The organism is Aromatoleum toluvorans (assembly GCF_012910905.1).
Lineage (GTDB): Bacteria > Pseudomonadota > Gammaproteobacteria > Burkholderiales > Rhodocyclaceae > Aromatoleum > Aromatoleum toluvorans.
The window spans coordinates 43,956-65,062 of the sequence record NZ_WTVN01000012.1 but is presented as its reverse complement, the minus strand read 5'-3'; the positions used below and the strand labels follow the sequence as shown (position 1 = coordinate 65,062).

Sequence of the window (21,107 nt, the reverse complement as noted above, 5' to 3'; positions counted from 1 at the left end):
ATGACAATCAAGATATTGCTGCGATGCGATGACCTGATGAGTCGCATGCGTCTCGAATCTGCCTGGAAGGCAGCTGGTGCCACGATGTTGAAGAAACAGAGCACGGAGACTCCGGACTGTATCGTCGTGGATCTCGGCATGCGCAGCGCCTGCACCCAGATCGCACAGCTGCGGGACACCTTTCCACAGGTTGACATCGTCGTTTTCGGCCCCCATTTCGACGCAGATGCATTTCAAGCAGCAAAGCAGGCCGGGGCGACGGAGGTGGCCGCCAAGGGATCGATCGTCGAGCGTGTCTCCCGCCGCTTCCCCAAATGAGGCCCATTGCTCGAACACTCGGCATCGCACTCCGCCACATGTGACCACGCCGCGCTTTTTTGAGAAAGAACAAGAGCAGCGACGCCCGAACGATGGGATAATTCACCGATGAATGCACCGCAATCGACTTCCCCACGTCGTCGCCTGCAGGAACTGCTGGCCATTCCCGACAATCAGCGCACCGACGCCGAATGGGACGAACTGAATGAACTCGAAATCAGTCTCGCGCCCGGAAACCGCGAAGGTGCCCCCGATCCGAACCTGAGGCGCCCGACTCCTTCCACAGGGCTGGTGGGACCCAAGCCGTCCCGCGGCCCGAGGTCGGGCGGGCGGCAACAGAAGGGCGGCGGACAAGGCAAGCCTCCCGCTCAGGCAAAACCCGCAGGACAACCCAAGAATGCCGCCGCCGCGGCGCCGGGCGAGGACGCGCCTGCCAAGAAGCCGGCGCGCAAGTTCCGCAAACGTTCTCCCAAGCCTAATTCCGCGCCGCCTGCGCAGACGGAATAGGAAAACCGCCGGGAGCTGCCGGCTCCCGGGAATTCAGGCTACAAACACAAACGCCTTCCGAAGTCATCGGAAGGCGTTTTGCTTTTGCGTGTTCGCCCGTAGGCGGGCGACACCTCTGCGAGAGGCTCGCTCACGAGCCCCTCGCAGATCCCGGCCGATCAGCGGAATCCCGCGCGGTCGTAAATCTTCTGCGCTTCTGCCGCCGTGCTTGCGAGCTCACCGACGGGCAGGGCGTCGGCCTTGAACTTGCCCAAGGTGTCGAGCGCCGGATTGCTGACCTTGACGCTTCCGACGACGGGCCATTCGTTGTTCCCGTTGGCGAAGTAGGCCTGCGCTTCGTCGGAGGCAAGGTATTCGAGGAACTTCACCGCGGCGCCCTTGTTCGGAGCGTTCTTCAGCATCCCCGCGCCCGAAACGTTGATGTGCGTACCCCAGCTCTTCTGGTTGGGCCAAACCGTTCCGACCTTCGCCATCACGGCCTTGTCCTCGGCCTTGTCCGAATTCATCAGACGGGCGAGGTAATAGGTATTGGCGATCGTGACACCGCATTCGCCGGCAGCCACCGCCTTGATCTGGTCCGTGTCGCCGCCCTTGGGGGCACGTGCGAAGTTGGCAACGACGTTCTTCGCCCAGGTCTCGGTCGCTTCGGCGCCGTTGTGCTTGATGAGCGCTGCGCCCAGCGAGATGTTGTACGGATGGCTACCCGAGCGGGAGCACACCTTTCCCTTCAGCGCCGGACCGGCAAGGCTCTCGTAGGTTTGCACGTCCTCCGCCTTGACCGATTCCTTGTTGTACACGATCACACGGGCGCGCGTTGAATAGGCATACCAGTTGTCGGCACGCAGATGTGCAGGGATACGCGCCTCGAGAATTTTCGATTTCACCGGCGCAAAGATACCCAACTCGTCCGCCTTTGCCAGACGCGAGGCGTCGACCGTGATGAACACGTCCGCGGGGCTGTTCGCACCCTCGTTGCGGATGCGCTCCAGAAGTTCGTCTTCCTTTGCCTCGATACGGTTGATCTTGATGCCCGTCTGCTTCGTGAAGTTCGAGTACAAGGCCTCGTCAGTCTGGTAGTGACGCGCGGAGTACAGGTTCAGTTCGCCGTCTGCTGCGATGGCCTGGATGGTCATGGTGCCGAAACCGAGGAGGGCAGCGGCGAGGAGCGTCTTCTTCATGTCATTCCCTTGCGTGGTCGTGGACTAATGGCACCATACTAACGAGAACAATTCCTACTTGCAATTAGTTCCCATTGGGTCCAGTATGGATGCGAATGGTTCTCAATACTGAATTAAGGGGGTGGCATGGATGCGCTGATCGTCGGAGCTGATCGTCTCGGGAACATTCCGAACGTCCTTTCGGAATTTGGCATTCGCATCGCTGCGCACGTCAGTGGTCGTGAAACCGCCCACCAGCGGCGAAACGCGTCACTGCCGGCCGGGATCGGCATGGTGATTCTGTTCACCGACTTCCTCGGGCATAACGTGATGCAGCGTTTCCGGGAGGCCGCCAGCAGGGAAGGGGCGTCAGTCGTGTGTTGCAGGCGGTCCGTATGTGCGTTGCAACAGGCACTCGGCAAGCGCGTTGATCGGAGCAACTGCGCTAACTGCCCGCGCGACTGCGCGAAGCCTTGAAATCCTGCAGAAACGCGATCGATGGCGCAGGCAGCTACAGGCAGATGAATTCGATCACGTCGCGGCTTTCAGCGGATGAACGGCCGAGCGCCAGGCGGCCCCGTTTTCTGAGGACGACCTCCTCATGCGAAAGGACGAATTCACGCTCACCGTCGATGGCCACGAAGGTCCCGTTGCTGCTGCGGTCGACGAGCACGAATTTGTCGCCACGCAACTCGATGTGCGCATGCTCGCGTGATGCACGGGTGTCCGTCACGCGAATATCGGACGAGGCCGCGCGACCGAGGCGGGCGCTCGGTGTTTGCGCATTCAAGGTCAGCGAGCGGCTTCCAGCGGTCAGTCGAAGCTCCGGAGAGTCGTCGGCGTCCAGATTCACCGTTTGCACGACCGTCAGATCGCCAACCGATTCGCACACAAGCTCGAACGGGGCGGTAAGTCGCGACACGCCGCGCAAGCTTCGGCTTTGAAGCGGGTGCATCAGATTGCGCCATTCCGGCTGCAGCTCCTGCACGCTCTGTTCCGAGGCTATGGCGCGTCCGGGGGTTGCGAGTTCGAGCAACCGGGCGGCAACGTTCACGGTGTCGCCGAAGACGTCCTCATCGCTGACGATGACCGTTCCGGTGTGGAAGGCAACACGGACAGCCATTTTTTGTCCGGATACGCGAGGCAGGTCCTGAACCGCGTTATGCATCCGGATCGCCGCCTCCGGAGCGCCATTCGGGTCGGAAAAAACCGCCAGCAGGCCGTCGCCCGTATTCTTGACGACCCGGCCTCCACAGGCCAGGATCTCCTGTCGCATGCCCTGCAGGCATTGTTCGACAAGACGATACGCAACGGCGTCCCCGGCCCGTTCGTATAGACGGGTGCTGCCAGCCAAGTCGGCAAAGAATACCGTGCAAGCGTCCGGGACGGATTCGGGGACAGTCATCGCGCCATTATAAAGAAAGAAAGCCGGTGGACTGGACGCATATTCGCATACGAGGCTCCCGGATTTGGGGGGCGGTGGTGCCTTCCGGTACAATGTAATGCTGAAGTTCATGGCCGGGCAGTCATTCCGGCCGGTTCTCTGCCGGTTGTCCCGGTCATCCCTGGCGTCTCAGTCGAGACGCCATCGCCCGTCACTGCCTCGTAGATTTCCGTCCGCCTGGATTGGTCCGGTTCGCCCCGATGGTCGTCGTGTGCCGGGCGTGGCCCCACCTTGCAGTCTTGCCGATGGAGCCTCCATGAGGTCGACGCGGTTATTGGTTGTTTTGAAGGAGTCGAAATGGCGAAGGAAGAACTGCTGGAAATGGAAGGCGTTGTGAATGAAGTGCTGCCAGACACGCGCTTCAGGGTGACGCTGGAAAATGGGGTCGAGGTTCAGGCGTACGCGTCGGGCAAGATGCGCAAACACCGCATTCGCATCCTTGCTGGCGACCGGGTGAGCGTGGAACTCTCCCCGTATGATCTTACGAAGGCCCGCATCAGCTTTCGCCACAAGGAAGAGCGGCTTGATGCGCCCCGGCCGGGCCCTCAGCATCAGCGCCGGCGTTGATGCTTCATCGCGTGCCGCGCTCGCGCGCGGGGTGCGCGGGAAGTCGCTGAGGGGAGACGGCGCGTCGCAGTGCTCCCGGCCGCGCGCAAGCGTTCTTGTCGGCGTCGCAAGCCACCGCATGTCGGGCTACGGGAGCGCCTGAAGATCACTCCCCCTTCGGATGGAACGTCGTATTGCGTCTGCAGGTAGCGCCCGTCGCGCTTCAGGAAAAGAAGCGCCGTTCCGCCTCGTCGCCAATCGCCATGCCCGTCGCCTTGGCGCGTGAGAGCAGCTCCCAGTAGTACCGGTAAGACGCCCGATCGTGGAGTTTGCCGCGGTGCTGCGTGGGCCCCCAGCCAACGTCCTGCGCGTTGACAAGAATTTCCACGGCAGCCTCCACCTCGGAGAAATCCGGGCGCATTGCCTCGACGATGGGGAGAATCTGGTTGGGGTGGATGCTCCACATGCGCAAGTAGCCGAATTCGCGGCGGGCGCGTTCGGCGTCACTGCCGATGAACGCGACGTCCTTGAGTTCGGTCGTGACGTTGTGGGACGGCACAACGCCGTTGCCCAGCGCCGCCGCGGCAATCTCCGCCTTGGCGCGAACGATCAAGGGGTGCGTGAACTGTCCGGGGCTTGTCATCGCGCTTCCGGGAATGGCTCCATGGTGCCCTGAAACAAAATCCATCAGGCCGAAATCGAGGGATTCGACGCTCTCCAGCGCTGCGATCTCCCATGCCTCGCGAAGGGCTCCGTGCGTTTCGATCAACACGTGCACGGGGATTTGCGTTGCAAGTCCGTGGGCCTGCTCGACGGCCCGCAGCGCGTCGATCTGGGCGGCGACATCCGCTGCGGTACGCACTTTCGGCAGGGTCACGAAGGCAAGCCGGCGCCCGGCGTTTCCGACGAGGATCTCGAGATCCTTGCGCCAATGGGGGTGCGTGATGTCGTGGATGCGGGCTCCGACGCGTCCGAAATGGTTGTCGGCGGAGAGGATGATCTCCGCCGCCATGGCCGCATGCTCCGCTTCGGCGCCCGCGTGGGCGCCGTCTTCGCAGTCGCAGGTGAGGTCGAAGATGGGTCCGAGCTCCTGCTGAAGCTGGAGAGCCTTCCGCATCAGCTTTTCCGAGCCGGCGTAGTGATCCACGGCGGGCAGGACCGGAAACGGCTTTTCGCCGGCAAAAAGAACTTCGGCAGGATGTTTCATTCGGTTATCCACGGTGCGTCGTGATGGACTGATTTTGCGGAAATCCACAGGCAAAAAAAAGCCGCGGCGCTTCGCCGCGGCTCTCGGTGCGATGTTGCGGCAGCCGATTTACTTCAGCATGTCGGCAACTGCGGCGCGCTCGTCCTCGAGCTCGGCGAGGGTCTTGTTGATCTTTTCGCGCGAATATTCGTCGATTTCGAGACCCTGGATGATCTTGAATTCGCCGTTCTTGCATTCGCAGGGGAAGCCGAAGACGACGTCCTTGGGAATGCCATAGGAGCCGTCCGACGGAACGCCCATGGTGACCCAGTCGTCCGAACCGAGCGCCCAGTCGTGCATGTGGTCGATCGCTGCGTTTGCGGCCGAGGCAGCGGACGAGAGACCGCGCGCATCGATGATGGCCGCGCCGCGCTTGCCGACGGTCGGCAGGAACACGTCGTTGTTCCAGGCGTGGTCGTTGACGAGCGCCTTCACCGAGTCGCCGTTCGAGGTGCAGAAGCGGTAGTCGGCGTACATCGAGGGCGAGTGGTTACCCCACACAACCATCTTCTTGAGGCTCGAGACCGAACGGCCGGTCCTGGCAGCGAGTTGCGACAGGGCGCGGTTGTGGTCCAGGCGCAGCATGCCGTGGTAGTTGTTCGGGTTGGTGCGGCCGACCTTCTTCGCGGCGGCGGCGGCGATGTAGGCGTTGGTGTTGCAGGGGTTGCCGACGACCAGAACCTTGACGCCCTCCTTGGCGTTCTCGGCGATGGCCTTGCCCTGCACCGTGAAGATCGCGCCGTTGGCCTGCAGCAGGTCCGCACGCTCCATGCCGGGGCCGCGCGGGCGGGCACCGACGAGCAGGCAATAATCGGCGTCCTTGAACGCGACATTCGGATCGTCGGTCGCGACCATGCCGGCGAGCAGCGGGAAGGCGCAGTCTTCCAGCTCCATCATCACGCCCTTGACCGCCTTCTGTGCTTGCGGCAGATCGAGCAATTGCAGGATCACGGGCTGATCTTTGCCCAGCATTTCGCCGCTGGCGATGCGGAACAGCAGACTGTAACCGATCTGGCCTGCGGCGCCGGTGACGGCGACACGGACGGGGGCTTTGCTCATCTGAGTACTCCCTCTAAAGCGAATTGAAGACGGTATTGATTGTAGATCGTGCGCCCGCGATTGCTGCTTGGCGTTCGATTCTGGGTAACCGGAAACCGGATTCCGGGGCGAAGCGATGGTAGAAGCAAGTCGGTTGTGTGTCAATGAATGTCACTTGTCTTATATAAGACATTAGACTGATAATGGACGCTGGAAAATTTTTATGATGAAATGCGCCCATGGCACAGGAATCCCCAACCTTCAGTCCGCTGTACCGGCAGATCAAGAGCCTGATTCTTCAGGCACTTGAATCGGGTGAATGGCGCCCCGGTCAGGTGATTCCGAGCGAACAGGAGCTCGCGTCGCGGTTCAGCGTCTCGCAGGGTACCGTCCGCAAGGCGATCGACGAGATGGCCGCCGAGAATCTTCTCGTGCGCAAGCAGGGGAAAGGGACGTTCGTCGCATCGCACAACGACCCGCGCGCCTTGTTCCGCTTCCTGCGGCTCGTTCCTATGGATGGCGACCTTGCGCATCCGCAAAGTGTGCCGATGGATTGCTGGCGCGCCCGGGCCGGCCAGGAAGCGTCACGGATGCTGGGCATCGAGCAGGGTGAGCCGATCATCATCGTGCGACGTCTGCTCAGGTTTGCGCAGAAGCCCGTCGTGATCGACGAGATCTATTTGCCGGGCGAGATATTTCAGGGTTTGACGCTCGAAGTGCTGCAGAGCTGGAACGGCTCGCTTTACAGCCTGTTCGAAGCGCGCTTCGGTCTGCGCATGATTCGGGCGCAGGAGCGGATACGGGCCGTGGGTGCCGATCGATCGACGGCAGAGGCCCTGCGCGTGGCGGAGGGGACGCCGCTCCTGTCCGTGGAGCGCGTCACCTATACGTACGGAGACAGGCCGGTGGAGTGGAGGCGAGGGCTGTATTCCACGGCCGAGCATTTCTATCTGAACGAGCTGAACTGAATTGGCAAGCGGGATGTAGGGGTTTCCGCGTATATAATTCTCGCGCTTTACAAGTTGGGAGAACCGCGGCGGGCAACCGTCGCTCATCTAGGGGTAAAACAATATGTCAGAAGCCATAGCGCGCAAGCAGCGACCCAAATTCCTGGCGCTGCACGAAATCCGGCTCCCGTTGCCGGGTTTTGTTTCCATTCTCCATCGGGTCAGCGGGGCGGGGCTGTTCCTGATGTTGCCGTTCCTGCTGTATCTGCTGGATCGCAGCCTCGGATCGCCGGAATCGTTCGCGACATACAAGAGCGTTGTCGGGAATCCTCTCGTCAAGCTTCTCCTGCTGGGGCTGCTTTGGGCCTACATGCATCACTTCTGCGCCGGCATCCGTTTCCTTCTGCTCGATCTTCACAAGGGCATCGACCTGCAGTCGGCCCGTAACAGCTCGCGCATCGTGCTGGTCGTCAGCATCGCGCTGACCGTGATCATTGGGGTGAAGCTATGGTAAAGCGTATTGTCGTGGGCGCTCACTATGGTTTGCGCGACTGGATCGCGCAGCGTGCGACTGCCCTGTTCATGGTGATCTTCACCGTCCTGTTCGCTGCGGCTGCCTTGGGCCTGCCGGAGATGACCTATCAGACCTGGTCCGGTCTGTTCCGCAACAGTCTCGTCCGCTTCTTTGCCTTCCTCTTCTTCCTCGCGCTGTTCTATCACGCCTGGATCGGGGTGCGTGACATCTTCATGGATTACATCAAGCCGGTCGGCGTCCGCCTGACTCTGCATCTTGTAACGATCTTCCTGCTCGTCGGCTATGCCGGCTGGGCTGCCCAGATTCTTTGGAGGCTGTGAGCGTGACTGTCGCTAAGCGTACTTTTGACGCAGTTATCGTTGGTGCCGGCGGTGCCGGCCTGCGTGCGGCCCTGCAACTTTCCGAAGCCGGCCTGAAAACTGCCGTGCTGACCAAGGTGTTTCCGACCCGTTCGCACACCGTGGCAGCCCAGGGCGGCGTCGCGGCGTCGCTCGGGAACTCCACCGAGGACAACTGGCACTGGCACATGTACGACACCGTGAAGGGGTCGGACTGGCTGGGCGACCAGGATGCCATCGAATTCATGTGCCGCAAGGCGAACGAGGTCGTCGTCGAACTCGAGCATTACGGCATGCCGTTCGACCGCACCGACAACGGCAAGATCTATCAGCGTCCGTTCGGCGGCCACTCGCAGAACTACGGCAAGTCGCCCGTTTCGCGATCCTGCGCCGCCGCCGACCGTACCGGCCACGCGATGCTGCATGCGCTGTATCAGCGCAACGTTCGCGCCAATACGCAGTTCTTTGTGGAGTGGATGGCGCTCGACCTGATCCGCAACGCGGACGGCGACGTCCTGGGCGTGACTGCGCTGGAAATGGAAACGGGCGAAGTCTCGATCTTCCATGCCAAGGCGACGATCTTCGCGACCGGTGGCGCCGGCCGTATCTTCCACAGCTCGACGAATGCGTTCATCAACACCGGTGACGGTCTGGGGATGGCGGCGCGCGCCGGCGTTCCGCTCGAGGACATGGAATTCTGGCAATTCCACCCGACCGGCGTGTTCGGCGCGGGAGTGCTGATCACCGAAGGCGTGCGCGGTGAGGGCGGGATCCTGCGCAACGCGTCCGGCGAGCGCTTCATGGAGCGCTATGCGCCGAACCTGAAGGACCTCGCGTCGCGCGACGTCGTTTCGCGTTCGATGGTCACCGAGATCAACGAGGGACGCGGCTGCGGGCCCGACAAGGATCACGTGCTGCTGGACATCACGCACCTGTCGCCCGAAACGATCATGAAGCGCCTGCCCGGCATCCGCGAAATCTCGATCCAGTTCGCGGGGGTGGATCCGATCAAGGCTCCCATCCCGGTCGTGCCGACGGCGCATTACCAGATGGGCGGCATCCCGACCAACTACAAGGGTCAGGTCGTCGCGCCGAAGAACGGCAACCCGAACGCCCCGATCACCGGCTTCTACGCGGCGGGCGAATGTGCCTGCGCATCGGTGCACGGCGCCAATCGTCTTGGTACCAACTCTCTGCTCGACCTGCTGGTGTTCGGTAAGTCGGCGGGCGAGTCGGTCGTCGAGGACCTGAGCAACGGCAATCTCAGCCTCAAGCCGCTGCCGGCCGACGCCGCCGACGTCTCGCTCGCGCGTCTGGCACGCCTCGAGGGGCAGACCAATGGCGAGAGCGTGTTCGATGTCGGCCTTGAAATGCGTCGCACGATGCAGAAGCACGCGGGCGTGTTCCGTTTCGACAAGCTGCTGAAGGAAGGCGTCGCCGCCATCCTCGACGTGGCCGAACGTTCGAAGCGTACCGAGATCAAGGACAAATCGAAGGTCTGGAACACTGCACGCACCGAAGCGCTCGAACTCGACAACCTCATCGAAGTCGCAAAGGCGACCATGGTGTCGGCCGAGGCGCGGAAGGAATCCCGCGGTGCCCACGTGCGCGACGACGCGCCGGATACGGCGGAATTCCCGAACGGCCGCAATGACAATGAATGGCTCAAGCACACCTTGTGGTACAGAGACGGAAACCGGCTCGAATACAAGCCGGTGACGATGCAGCCGTTGTCGCAAGATGTGGACCCGATTGCGCTCGCAAAGCGCACCTATTGAGCGCGGGAGAAATACTGAAATGAGCAAGCGCACCATTCAATTGAAGATGTACCGCTACGATCCGGACAAGGACGACAAGCCGTACATGCAGGACTACACCCTCGAACTGGAGCCGTCGGACAAGAAGCTGCTCGACGCGCTGGTTCGCCTGAAGTCGAAGGACGATTCGCTGTCTTTCCGCCGTTCCTGCCGCGAAGGCGTTTGCGGTTCCGACGCAATGAACGTCAACGGCAAGAACCGTCTCGCATGCCTCACCGACATCGACAGCCTGCCGCAGCCCATCGTGCTGCGTCCGCTGCCCGGGCTGCCCGTGATCCGCGACCTGATCGTGGACATGACCCAGTTCTTCAAGCAGTACCACTCGATCAAGCCGTACCTGATCAACGACGCGCCGGCACCCGAGCGCGAGCGCCTGCAATCGCCGGAAGACCGCGAAGAACTCAACGGGCTCTACGAGTGCATCCTGTGCGCCTGCTGCTCGACGTCCTGCCCGTCGTTCTGGTGGAACCCGGACAAGTTCGTCGGCCCGGCGGGCCTGCTCGCGGCGTACCGCTTCCTCGCCGATACGCGCGACGAGGCGACGAGCGAGCGCCTCGACAACCTCGAGGACCCGTATCGCCTGTTCCGCTGCCACACCATCATGAACTGTGTCGACGTGTGTCCGAAGAGTCTGAATCCGACGCGCGCGATCGGCAAGATCAAGGACATGATGGTCAGCCGGGCAGTATGAGCATCAACCGGGGACGCGTGCGCTGGCAATGCCGTCGGGCTCTTCTGGAGCTCGACCTTGTCTTCGCACGTTTTCTGGAAAGGGATTTTGACCGTCTCACGGACAGTCAACTGGCAGACCTCGAGGATTTGCTGCGCTGCGAGGACCATGAGCTGTGGGCCATGGTCAACGGCAGCAAGCCCTGCGAGGTCGATCGCTGGAAGGAGATGATCGGCCTGCTGAGTCAGCGTTGATTCGGCAGGGCGGTCATTACAGGGAGCAAGTAGTTAATACGGGCACGCATAAGGGACGACCTATGAGCACTGAACGCACCGCAACGCTTACCGTCGATGGCAAGACCGTCGAATTCCCGGTGATGACCGGCACCCATGGCAATGATGTCATCGACATCCGTACTCTTGGTGCCAAGACCGGTCTCTTCACCTATGACTCCGGGTTCCTTTCGACCGCGAGCTGCAAGTCCACGATTACCTTCATCGACGGTGACAAGGGCGAGCTGCTGTATCGCGGTTATCCCATCGAGCAACTGGCCGAGAAGTGCAACTTCCTGGAAGTCGCCTATCTGCTGAAGAACGGCGAGCTGCCGAACGCCACGCAGAAGGGTGAGTTCGAGACGACGATCAAGAACCACACGATGCTGCACGATCAGATGACGAAGTTCTACACGGGCTTCCGTCGCGATGCGCATCCGATGGCGGTGATGGTCGGCGTGGTGGGCGCGCTGTCGGCGTTCTACCATGAGGCGATGGATTTCTCGGATGCTGCGCACCGCAACATCTCGATCAACCGCCTGATCGCGAAGTTGCCGACGATCGTGGCGATGGCGTACAAGTACAACATGGGCCAGCCGTTCATGTACCCGCGCAACGACCTCGATTACACGGCGAACTTCATGCACATGATGTTCGGCACGCCGTGCGAGAAGTACGAGCCGAACCCGGTCCTGGTGCGTGCGCTCGACGTCATCTTCACGCTCCACGCCGATCACGAGCAGAACGCGTCGACCTCGACGGTGCGCCTCGCGGGTTCGTCGGGCGCCAACCCGTTCGCGTGCATCTCGGCGGGCATCGCCTGCCTGTGGGGCCCGGCGCACGGTGGTGCGAACGAAGCCTGCCTGAACATGCTCGAAGAAATCGGCGACGTGTCGCGTGTCGGCGAGTACATCAAGCGTGCCAAGGACAAGAACGACAGCTTCAAGCTGATGGGCTTCGGTCACCGCGTGTACAAGAACTTCGACCCGCGCGCGAAGCTCATGGGCAAGGTCTGCGCCGACGTGCTCGGCGAGCTGGGGCTCGAGAACGACCGCCTGTTCAAGCTGGCCAAGGAACTCGAGAAGATCGCGCTCGAGGACGAATATTTCGTCGAGAAGAAGCTGTATCCGAACGTCGACTTCTATTCGGGCATCGTGCAGAAGGCCCTCGGTATTCCGACCTCGATGTTCACCTGCATCTTCGCGCTTGCCCGTACGGTCGGCTGGATCACCCAGTGGGAAGAAATGATCACCGATCCGGAATACAAGATCGGGCGTCCGCGTCAGCTGTACGTCGGCGCGGCACGCCGCAATGTGCCGGAACTGGCTCAGCGTCCGTAAGAGATGATGACCAGGGGCGGGAGAGAATCCCGGCTGTGATCTCCGCGGGATGGTCGTTCGACGCGGCCATCCCGTTTTTTGTTCGGAGACGCCGGGTTTTAGCGTCGAATAGCCCAAGCAGAGCAACAAGACTACAGGTGGCATCACAATGACGACTCAGAAAAAGGCAACTTCTCACTTGTTCGGCAGCAATGCGCCGTTCATCGAGGAGCTCTATGAGAACTATCTTTCGGATCCGGCGTCGGTATCCGAATCGTGGCGTGAATACTTTGACAAACTCCAGGCGCAGAGCGGTGCGGCGCTGCGCGACGTGGCGCATGGCCCGGTGATCGCGGCCTTCGCCGAAATGGCCAAGCGCGGTCCGGTGCGCACCGTGGCGCCGGAAGGCGACGACAAGCGCCAGGTCAGCACGCTGCAGTTGATTAACGCTTACCGCTTCCTCGGCAACCGCTGGGCGAACCTCGATCCGCTGCGTCGGACCGAGCGTCCGCATATCGCCGAGCTTGAACCGTCCTATTACGGATTTACCGAAGCTGACCTCTCGCGCAGCTTCAACACCGGATCCTTCCACGGTTTCTCGACCGATCACGCGACGCTGCGCGAGATCCTCGAGGCCGTGCGCCAGACCTATTGCGGCTCGGTCGGTTCGGAGTACATGTACATCTCCGAGATCTCGCAGAAGCGCTGGATCCAGGCGCGTCTCGAAAGCGCGCGTGCGACGCCGCGCTACGACGCAGCGAAGAAGAAACGCATTCTGGAACGCGTTACCGCCGCCGAAACGCTCGAACGCTACCTGCACACGAAGTACGTCGGCCAGAAGCGCTTCTCGCTCGAGGGCGGTGAATCGGCGATCGTCGCGATGGATGAGCTGATCAACGTTGGCGGCGGGCTCGGTGCGCAGGAAGTCGTCATCGGCATGGCGCACCGCGGCCGTCTCAACGTGCTCGTGAATACGCTGGGCAAGTCGCCGTCGATGCTGTTCTCGGAGTTCGAGGGCAAGGCCGCCGCCGACCTGACCGCCGGCGACGTCAAGTATCACATGGGTTTCTCCAGCGACGTCATGACCCAGGGCGGGCCGATGCACCTGACGCTGGCGTTCAACCCGTCGCACCTCGAGATCATCAACCCGGTGGTCGAAGGTTCGGTGTATGCCCGCCAGGTCCGGCGCAGCGATGAAAGCAAGACCCAGGTCATCCCCGTGCTCATCCACGGTGACGCGGCGGTCGCCGGCCAAGGCGTGAACCAGGAGATGCTGAATTTCTCCCAGACGCGCGGCTACGGAACGGGCGGCACGATCCACATCGTCATCAACAACCAGATCGGCTTCACGACCTCCGATCCGCGTGACTACCGCAGCTCGCTGTATTGCACCGACATCTTCAAGATGGTCGAGGCGCCGATTTTCCACGTGAACGGCGACGATCCCGAAGCTGTCGCATTCGTGACGAAACTCGCGGTCGAATTCCGTCAGGAGTTCAAGAAGGACGTCGTCATCGACATCATCTGCTTCCGCAAGCTCGGCCACAACGAGCAGGACGAGCCGATGGTGACGCAGCCGCTGATGTATCGGACCATCCAGAAGCATCCGGGCACGCGCAAGCTTTACGCCGATCGCCTGGTCACCGAAGGCACCTGCAAGACCGACGAGCCCGATCGCATCATCGCCGAGTACCGCGAGCATCTGGACCGCGGCGAGCTGCTATCGAACCCGGTATTGCCCGGACACAACCGCCAGTTCTCGGTGGATTGGACGCCGTTCCTGAAGAAGCCGTATACCGACGCCGCCGACACGGCCATTCCCGTGCCCGAAGTCAAGCGCCTGGGCGAGCGCCTGTCGACGATTCCGACGACCTTTGCGCTGCATTCGCGCGTCAAGAAGATCATCGACGATCGCGCCGCGATGGCACGCGGCGAACTGCCGCTCGACTGGGGCATGGGTGAGAACCTCGCCTACGCCAGCCTGCTTGCGCAGGGTTATCGCGTTCGACTTTCCGGTGAGGACGTGGGGCGCGGCACCTTCTTCCATCGCCATGCCGTTCTGCACGATCAGAAGCGCGAGCGTTGGGACGAGGGTATCTACAAGCCGCTCGACCATATCCAGGATGGCCAGGCCGGCTTCCAGTGCTTCGATTCCGTGCTGTCCGAAGAGGCAGTGCTGGCGTTCGAATACGGATACTCGACCACCGAACCGAACGAGCTCGTCGTATGGGAAGCCCAGTTCGGCGACTTCGTAAACGGTGCCCAGGTCGTCATCGACCAGTTCATCAGCTCCGGCGAGGCGAAGTGGGGCCGTCTGAGCGGACTCGTGATGATGCTGCCGCACGGCTACGAAGGCCAGGGACCGGAGCACTCGTCGTGCCGTCCGGAGCGTTTCATGAGCCTCGCGGCGGAAAACAACTGGCAGATGTGCGTGCCGACCACGCCGGCACAGATCTTCCATTTGTTGCGCCGCCAGATGGTGCGCAAGCTGCGCAAGCCGCTGATCATCGTCACGCCGAAGTCGCTGCTGCGTCACAAGGAAGCGATCTCGACGATCGACGAACTGGCGAACGGCAGCTTCCAGACCGTGATCCCGGAGGTCGAGAAACTCGATCCGAAGAAGGTCAAGCGCGTCGTACTGTGCCAGGGCAAGATCTACTACGAACTGCTGGCGCATCGTCGCGAGAACAAGATCACCGATACGGCGCTCGTCCGCATCGAGCAGATCTATCCGTTCCCGACGGAGGCCTTCGCCGCGGCGATCAACCAGTTCCCGAACGCCAAGGAAGTGGTGTGGTGCCAGGAAGAGCCGCGCAACCAGGGTGCATGGTACTGGCTCGCCTCGCGCCAGCACCTCGTGAACGTGCTCGGCAAGCGCCGCCTGCTGCTCGTCAGCCGTCCTGCCTCGGCATCGCCCGCGGTCGGCTACTACGCGAAGCACAACGCGCAACAGAAGGCCGTCATCGAAAATGCCTTCGGTCCGATCCAGGACACGACGCAGCAATCGCCTAACTAACTAATAAATATAGCAATCGGGAGTTCCTTACATGCTGATCGAAGTAAAAGTGCCGCAACTGTCGGAATCCGTCTCCGAAGCCACGCTGGTGTCGTGGCACAAGAAGGAAGGGGACGCCGTCGCGCGCGACGAGAACCTGATCGACATCGAAACCGACAAGGTCGTGCTCGAGACCCCGGCCCCCGCCGATGGCGTTCTCGTGAAGATCGTCAAGGCCAACGGTGACAACGTGAACTCGGGCGAGTTGATCGCCCAGATCGACACCGAAGCGAAGGCTGCTGCCGGTGCGGCAGCGCCTGCCGCGGCTGCGGCAGCGGCGCCCGCTGCTGCGGCGCCCGCGACGGCAGCCGGTACGGCCAGCCCCGCAGCGCGCAAGATCCTCGAAGAGAAGGGCATCGTGGCCGGGGATGTGGCCGGCACCGGCCGTGGCGGCCGTGTGACCAAGGAAGACGCGGTTGCCGCTCAGGTGCGTTCGGCGGCGGCCGCTGCTGCGCCCGCGCCGCTTGCCCTGACGGGCGAGCGTCCGGAAGAGCGCGTCCCGATGACCCGTCTGCGTGCCCGCATCGCCGAGCGCCTGATCCAGTCGAAGAACGAGAACGCCATCCTGACCACGTTCAACGAAGTGAACATGGCGCCTGTGATGGCCATGCGCAAGCAGTACGGCGACAAGTTCGAGAAGGCACATGGTGTGCGCCTGGGCTTCATGGGCTTCTTCGTCAAGGCTGCCGTTGCAGCGCTGAAGAAGTTCCCGATCCTGAACGCCTCGGTTGACGGCAGCGACATCATCTACCACGGCTACATCGACATCGGCATCGCCGTCGGTTCGCCGCGTGGCCTCGTCGTGCCGATCCTGCGCGACGCGGACCAGATGTCGATCGCCGACATCGAGAAGAAGATCGCCGAATTCGGCCAGAAGGCCAAGGACGGCAAGCTGTCGCTCGAGGAGCTTTCGGGCGGCACCTTCTCGATCTCCAACGGCGGCGTGTTCGGTTCCATGCTGTCGACGCCGATCATCAACCCGCCGCAGTCCGCCATCCTTGGCATCCATGCAACCAAGGACCGTCCGGTGGTCGAGAACGGCCAGATCGTGATCCGTCCGATCAACTACCTGGCCATGTCGTACGACCACCGTATCATCGACGGCCGCGAAGCCGTGCTCGGCCTCGTGACGATGAAGGAAGCGCTGGAAGATCCGGCCCGCCTGATCCTCGACGTGTAATTTCACGCTCGCGTGGCGATCCGCCGGGACGCAATCGCCCGGCGGCGCCACGTTTTTCTTTTTTCGGAGTCAAGAATAATGGCTGACAAGCAATTCGACGTACTCGTTATCGGCGGTGGCCCGGGCGGATACGTGGCGGCGATCCGTGCTGCTCAACTCGGTTTCAAGACGGCGTGCGCCGAATCCAACCCGTATGCCGATCCGAAGGGCGAGCCCCGTCTCGGAGGCACCTGCCTCAACGTGGGTTGCATTCCGTCCAAGGCATTGCTTCACACCTCGCATCTGTTCGAGGAAGCAGAGCATTCCTTCGAAGGGCAGGGCATCAAGGTCGGTGGCAAGGTCAGCATCGACGTGCCGACGATGATCGCCCGCAAGGATAAGGTGGTCGACCAGCTCACCACGGGCATCAAGGGTCTGTTCAAGAAGAACAAGGTGACCTTCCTCGCCGGGCACGGCAGCTTCGAGAGCGCGGGTGCGGGGGGCTATGTCGTCAAGGTCGGCAACGAGACGGTCGAGGCGAAGCACGTCATCATCGCGACCGGTTCGAAGCCTCGTCACCTGCCAGGCATCCCGGTCGATAACAAGATCGTTTGCGACAACGTCGGTGCGCTGGATTTCGACTCGGTGCCGAAGAAGCTGGGCGTGATTGGCGCTGGCGTGATCGGTCTCGAAATGGGCTCGGTGTGGCGCCGCCTGGGTGCAGACGTGACCGTGCTCGAAGCGCTGCCGGACTTCATGTCCTTCGCGGACGTCGATGTCGCCAAGGAAGCGCTGAAGGTCTTCAAGAAGCAGGGACTCGTGATCGAGACCGGCGTGACCATCGGCGAGACGAAGGTCACGAAGAAGGGCGTGTCGCTCGCCTATACCGACAAGGACGGCAAGGAAGCAAAGCTCGAATGCGATCGCCTGATCGTGTCGGTGGGGCGCGTGCCGAACACCGACGGCCTGAACGCCGCGGCGGTCGGGCTGAACGTCAACGAGCGGGGCCAGATCGCGGTCGATGGACACTGCAAGACCAATCTGCCGAACGTGTACGCGGTCGGCGACGTCGTGCGCGGCCCGATGCTCGCGCACAAGGCGATGGAAGAGGGCGTGATGGTCGCCGAGATCATCGCGGGACAGGCCGGCCACTGCAACATGGACACCGTCCCGGGCGTCATCTACACCTCGCCCGAGATCGCGTGGGTCGGCAAGACCGAGCAGCAGCTCAAGGCCGAGGGGGTGGCTTATCGCGCGGGCAAGATCCCGTTCATGGCCAACGGCCGCGCGCTCGGTTCCGGCGATCCGACCGGCTTCGTCAAGATGCTGGCTGACGCCAACACCGACCGCATCCTCGGCGTGCATATCATCGGTGCCAACGCTTCCGAGCTGATCTCGGAGGCGGTGGTGGCGATGGAATTCGGCGGCGCTTCCGAGGATCTGGCGCGGATCTGCCATGCCCACCCGACGTTGTCGGAGGTGGTGCACGAGGCGGCTCTCGCGGTGGACAAGCGCCCGCTGCACTTCTGATCGATCGCTGGTCCGGAGAGGGGTGGTGCGGGATAATCCCCGACCACCCCTCGTTTCTTTATCGATTCTCGCATCCCAGTTTCCATGCCCCACCGTGTCCTGAACGTCCCGCAGCACGGCATGCTCGACGCCTACGAGGCGCAGCTGAAGTCGCGCGGTTACAAGTCCGACCCCGAGCAGCGCGCGGCCGCGCAGCGGCTCCAGCAGATGTATACGGAACTCATCGGTTTCAAGGCGGCGCGGCGGGGAACCCTCAGGAAGATGTTCGCGCGTCCGCGCATGCCGCGCAGCGTTTATTTCTGGGGAGGGGTAGGTCGGGGGAAGAGCTTCCTGATGGATTGCTTCTTCGACGCCGTGCCCTACCAGCGAAAGCGTCGCGTGCACTTTCATGCCTTCATGCAGGAGGTGCAGAACGACCTCAAGAACTTCAACAACGAACCTGATCCCCTGCAGCGTGTCGCGGATCGGGTCGCGCGGCAGACACGGTTGCTGTGCTTCGACGAGTTCCATGTGTCGGACATCGCCGACGCGATGATCCTGGGCCGGCTTCTCGATGCCCTGTTTGCACGGGGAGTCATCTTCGTGATGACCTCGAACTATCCGCCTGAGGGGCTATACCCGAACGGTCTCCAGCGGATCAATTTCCTGCCGGCGATCGAAATGATCAAGCGCCGGTTCGATGTCATCGAAGTGGATCACGGGACCGACTATCGACTGCGTACACTCGAGCGGATCGAGATCTACCTGGTGCCCTCCGACAAGGAGTCGGACCGGAAGATGAGAGGGGACTTTCGTCGTCTCTCGGGCACAGAGGCGGCGGCCGGGGAAATCGACCTGTTCGAGCGCAAGATGCCGGTGCTGGCGCATGGTCCCGGGGTGATCTGGTTCGATTTTGCGACCCTGTGCGGCGGCCCCCGATCGCAAAACGATTACCTCGAGATCGCGCGCGAACATCACACGCTCCTGTTGTCGGGCGTGCCGCGCATGACCGCCGGCAATGCCGCGGAAGCCAGGCGCTTTACCTGGCTGGTCGACGTATTGTATGACCACAGGGTGAAGCTGATCATGAGCGCGGAGGTTGAAGCGCCCGAACTTTATACCGAAGGGCACTACGCCCATGAGTTCGTCCGCACCGTTAGCCGGCTGATCGAGATGCGCAGCCGCGAGTATCTCGCTCAGGGGCATCGCGTCGACTGAGGGGCGCACCCACTTTATCAGGTCCGTGGATTACCGATGACCGATCTGGAAACCGCCTTCTCGCCGGACGGACCGCTCGCTGCGGCAGTGCCTTCGTTTCGCCCGCGTCCGCAGCAGTTCGAGATGGCACGTCATATCGCCGATGCCCTCAGGGACAATCGCGTACTGGTTGCCGAAGCCGGAACGGGTACCGGAAAGACGTTCGCCTATCTCGTCCCGGCGCTGCTGTCGGGGGGAAAGATCATCCTTTCCACCGGGACGAAAACGCTCCAGGATCAGCTTTTCAATCGCGACCTTCCGACCATTCGCGCGGCGCTCAAGGTGCCGGTCACGATCGCCCTCCTGAAGGGGCGCGCGAATTATGTGTGTCCCTACCATCTCGAGCGCAACGCGCGGGACGGGCGCTTCCTTACCGCCCAGGACGCAGCAGACTTGCGCTCGATCGTCCGGTTTGCCCAGATCACGCAAAGCGGAGACAAGGCCGAGTGTTCCGAAGTGCGGGAAGATTCGCCCGCCTGGATGGCCGCCACTTCGACGCGGGACAACTGCCTGGGACAGGAGTGTCCGAACGTCAAGGAATGTTTCGTGCTGGCGGCGCGGCGCGCGGCGATGGACGCAGAGGTCGTCGTCGTGAATCATCACCTTTTCTTCGCCGATGTGATGCTGCGCGACGAAGGAATGGGCGAGCTGCTGCCGTCGTGCAACGCGGTCATTTTCGACGAAGCCCATCAGCTCCCGGAAACGGCGAGCCTGTTCTTCGGCGAGAGCGTGTCGACGGCTCAGGTCCTGGAGCTCGCACGCGACACCCGCTCCGAGACCCTGGCCGGTGCGCGTGACTGTCGGGCGCTCATCGATGCGACGCGCTCGCTGGAAAAGGCCGCGCGTGATCTGCGGCTCGCATTCGGTGCCGATCCGGCCCGTCTTTCCGCTGCGCAGGTGGCGGCCCTGCCGGAGTTCGACAAGAACCTCGACGCCCTGTGCAAGGAGCTCGACGCCTTTTCGGCCGTGCTGGAAACGCAGGCCGAGCGCAGCGAGGGACTCGCGAACTGCCTGCGTCGCGCGGCTGAAGTGGGGGAACGGCTGGTCCGATGGCGTTCGCCGGAGGTGGGCGAGTTCATCCGGTGGGTCGAAGTGTTCAGCCAGTCTGCCGCGCTCAATGCCACGCCGCTTCACGTGTCCGGAGTCTTTCGCCGCCAGCTGGAGAGCCACCCGCGGGCATGGATCTTCACGTCCGCGACGCTGGCCGTCGGACAGAACTTCAGCCATTACTGCAACGAGATGGGCTTGAGCTGGATCGAGCCTCCGCCCGTGACTGCCGTCTGGGGAAGCCCGTTCGACTACGAACGGCAGGCCTTGCTGTATGCGCCGGCGGGGATGCCGGACCCGAACCACCCCGAGTACGCGGAGGCCGTCGCCCGGGTCGCCTTGCCGCTGATCCGTGCGGCGCGCGGGCGCACCTTCGTCCTATGCACTTCCCTGCGTGCGATGAAGCGTATTCACGGCCTGATCGCCGATGGGCTCGAACGCGCCGGCGAAAAGCTGCCGCTGCTGCTGCAGGGCGAAGGTTCGCGGACCGAGCTGCTCGATCGCTTTCGACGCCTCGGCAATGCCGTGCTCGTGGCGAGCCAGAGTTTCTGGGAAGGCGTGGACGTGCCCGGGGATGCCTTGTCGGTCGTCGTGATCGACAAGCTGCCGTTCGCCCCGCCCGACGATCCGGTCCTCGCCGCGCGCGTCGAACACCTGCAGAAGAGCGGCCACAACCCCTTCATGCACTATCAGCTGCCCCGCGCGGTCATCAACATGAAGCAGGGGGCCGGACGCTTGATTCGCAGCGAGCGTGATCGCGGTGTGCTGTGCATCTGCGATCCCCGCATGATCGAGAAGCAATACGGGAAAATCGTGTGGCGCAGCCTGCCACCGATGCGACGCACGCGTGCCGAAGCGGACGCCGTCGCATTCCTTGAACAACTCCCGCCGCCTGCCGGTGCTTGAGCGGGCGTTCGGAAGATCCG

Annotated in this window: 20 protein-coding genes; 16 read left to right on the top strand and 4 right to left on the bottom strand. The window is 62.4% G+C overall.

Features of this window, described 5'->3' with window-relative positions; genetic code table 11:
* Together GPA22_RS09860 and GPA22_RS09855 are read left to right on the top strand one after the other, a co-directional pair.
* The gene (locus GPA22_RS09860) at positions 1 to 318 is read left to right on the top strand and encodes a response regulator (RefSeq protein WP_246264225.1); all 318 of its coding nucleotides are present in this window, start codon (positions 1 to 3) and stop codon (positions 316 to 318) included.
* 108 nt (positions 319 to 426) lie between these two features.
* Entirely contained in the window at positions 427 to 825 is a 399-nt protein-coding gene (locus tag GPA22_RS09855; RefSeq protein ID WP_169255841.1) for a hypothetical protein, read from the top strand.
* A 158-nt stretch (positions 826 to 983) separates the two neighbouring features.
* On the opposite strand, the gene GPA22_RS09850 is transcribed toward GPA22_RS09855, so the two are convergent.
* Positions 984 to 2,003 carry a Fe(3+) ABC transporter substrate-binding protein gene (locus GPA22_RS09850; RefSeq protein ID WP_169255899.1) on the bottom strand — a complete coding sequence of 340 codons (1,020 nt, stop codon included), beginning with the start codon at positions 2,001 to 2,003 and terminating at the stop codon, positions 984 to 986.
* A gap of 126 nt (positions 2,004 to 2,129) precedes the next feature.
* On the opposite strand from GPA22_RS09850, the gene GPA22_RS09845 reads away from it, so the two are divergent.
* Entirely contained in the window at positions 2,130 to 2,459 is a 330-nt protein-coding gene (locus GPA22_RS09845; protein ID WP_169255898.1) for a DUF2325 domain-containing protein, read from the top strand.
* 34 nt (positions 2,460 to 2,493) lie between these two features.
* Here the strand turns inward: GPA22_RS09845 and GPA22_RS09840 are convergent, their stop codons facing one another.
* Positions 2,494 to 3,387 (bottom strand): adenylate/guanylate cyclase domain-containing protein, encoded by an 894-nt coding sequence (locus GPA22_RS09840; RefSeq protein WP_169255897.1) that lies wholly within the window; start codon positions 3,385 to 3,387, stop codon positions 2,494 to 2,496.
* A gap of 336 nt (positions 3,388 to 3,723) precedes the next feature.
* Between GPA22_RS09840 and infA the strand changes: the two genes are divergently transcribed.
* Positions 3,724 to 3,993, top strand: coding sequence for a translation initiation factor IF-1 (gene infA, locus GPA22_RS09835; RefSeq protein ID WP_169255896.1), 270 nt, complete (start codon positions 3,724 to 3,726; stop codon positions 3,991 to 3,993).
* 202 nt (positions 3,994 to 4,195) lie between these two features.
* On the opposite strand, the gene GPA22_RS09830 is transcribed toward infA, so the two are convergent.
* Positions 4,196 to 5,179 carry an HpcH/HpaI aldolase/citrate lyase family protein gene (locus GPA22_RS09830; RefSeq protein WP_169255895.1) on the bottom strand — a complete coding sequence of 328 codons (984 nt, stop codon included), beginning with the start codon at positions 5,177 to 5,179 and terminating at the stop codon, positions 4,196 to 4,198.
* Positions 5,180 to 5,287: 108 nt separating this feature from the next.
* Complete coding sequence (locus GPA22_RS09825; RefSeq protein WP_169255894.1) at positions 5,288 to 6,277, bottom strand: malate dehydrogenase; 990 nt, start codon at positions 6,275 to 6,277, stop codon at positions 5,288 to 5,290.
* Positions 6,278 to 6,495: 218 nt separating this feature from the next.
* Between GPA22_RS09825 and GPA22_RS09820 the strand changes: the two genes are divergently transcribed.
* From GPA22_RS09820 to yoaA, 12 genes are all read left to right on the top strand, one after another.
* Positions 6,496 to 7,224 (top strand): GntR family transcriptional regulator, encoded by a 729-nt coding sequence (locus GPA22_RS09820; RefSeq protein ID WP_169255893.1) that lies wholly within the window; start codon positions 6,496 to 6,498, stop codon positions 7,222 to 7,224.
* A gap of 103 nt (positions 7,225 to 7,327) precedes the next feature.
* Positions 7,328 to 7,717 (top strand): succinate dehydrogenase, cytochrome b556 subunit, encoded by a 390-nt coding sequence (gene sdhC, locus GPA22_RS09815; protein ID WP_169255892.1) that lies wholly within the window; start codon positions 7,328 to 7,330, stop codon positions 7,715 to 7,717.
* Positions 7,711 to 8,058 (top strand): succinate dehydrogenase, hydrophobic membrane anchor protein, encoded by a 348-nt coding sequence (gene sdhD / locus GPA22_RS09810; protein WP_169255891.1) that lies wholly within the window; start codon positions 7,711 to 7,713, stop codon positions 8,056 to 8,058. Before sdhC ends, sdhD begins: the two co-directional genes overlap by 7 nt.
* Positions 8,059 to 8,060: 2 nt before the next feature.
* Positions 8,061 to 9,854, top strand: a complete 1,794-nt coding sequence (gene sdhA / locus GPA22_RS09805) for a succinate dehydrogenase flavoprotein subunit (protein ID WP_169255890.1) — start codon at positions 8,061 to 8,063, stop codon at positions 9,852 to 9,854.
* Positions 9,855 to 9,873: 19 nt separating this feature from the next.
* Positions 9,874 to 10,584 carry a succinate dehydrogenase iron-sulfur subunit gene (locus tag GPA22_RS09800; protein ID WP_169255889.1) on the top strand — a complete coding sequence of 237 codons (711 nt, stop codon included), beginning with the start codon at positions 9,874 to 9,876 and terminating at the stop codon, positions 10,582 to 10,584.
* Positions 10,581 to 10,817, top strand: a complete 237-nt coding sequence (locus tag GPA22_RS09795) for an FAD assembly factor SdhE (protein WP_169255888.1) — start codon at positions 10,581 to 10,583, stop codon at positions 10,815 to 10,817. Before GPA22_RS09800 ends, GPA22_RS09795 begins: the two co-directional genes overlap by 4 nt.
* Before the next feature lie 62 nt (positions 10,818 to 10,879).
* Entirely contained in the window at positions 10,880 to 12,175 is a 1,296-nt protein-coding gene (gene gltA / locus GPA22_RS09790) for a citrate synthase (protein ID WP_169255887.1), read from the top strand.
* Between the two features lie 148 nt (positions 12,176 to 12,323).
* Positions 12,324 to 15,170 carry a 2-oxoglutarate dehydrogenase E1 component gene (locus tag GPA22_RS09785; RefSeq protein WP_169255886.1) on the top strand — a complete coding sequence of 949 codons (2,847 nt, stop codon included), beginning with the start codon at positions 12,324 to 12,326 and terminating at the stop codon, positions 15,168 to 15,170.
* A gap of 31 nt (positions 15,171 to 15,201) precedes the next feature.
* Entirely contained in the window at positions 15,202 to 16,389 is a 1,188-nt protein-coding gene (gene odhB / locus GPA22_RS09780; protein ID WP_169255885.1) for a 2-oxoglutarate dehydrogenase complex dihydrolipoyllysine-residue succinyltransferase, read from the top strand.
* Between the two features lie 78 nt (positions 16,390 to 16,467).
* Complete coding sequence (lpdA, locus tag GPA22_RS09775) at positions 16,468 to 17,898, top strand: dihydrolipoyl dehydrogenase (protein WP_169255884.1); 1,431 nt, start codon at positions 16,468 to 16,470, stop codon at positions 17,896 to 17,898.
* Positions 17,899 to 17,982: 84 nt separating this feature from the next.
* The gene (gene zapE, locus GPA22_RS09770; protein ID WP_169255883.1) at positions 17,983 to 19,095 is read left to right on the top strand and encodes a cell division protein ZapE; all 1,113 of its coding nucleotides are present in this window, start codon (positions 17,983 to 17,985) and stop codon (positions 19,093 to 19,095) included.
* Positions 19,096 to 19,131: 36 nt separating this feature from the next.
* Positions 19,132 to 21,087, top strand: coding sequence for a DNA repair helicase YoaA (gene yoaA / locus GPA22_RS09765; RefSeq protein WP_169255882.1), 1,956 nt, complete (start codon positions 19,132 to 19,134; stop codon positions 21,085 to 21,087).
* Positions 21,088 to 21,107: the final 20 nt, after the last annotated feature.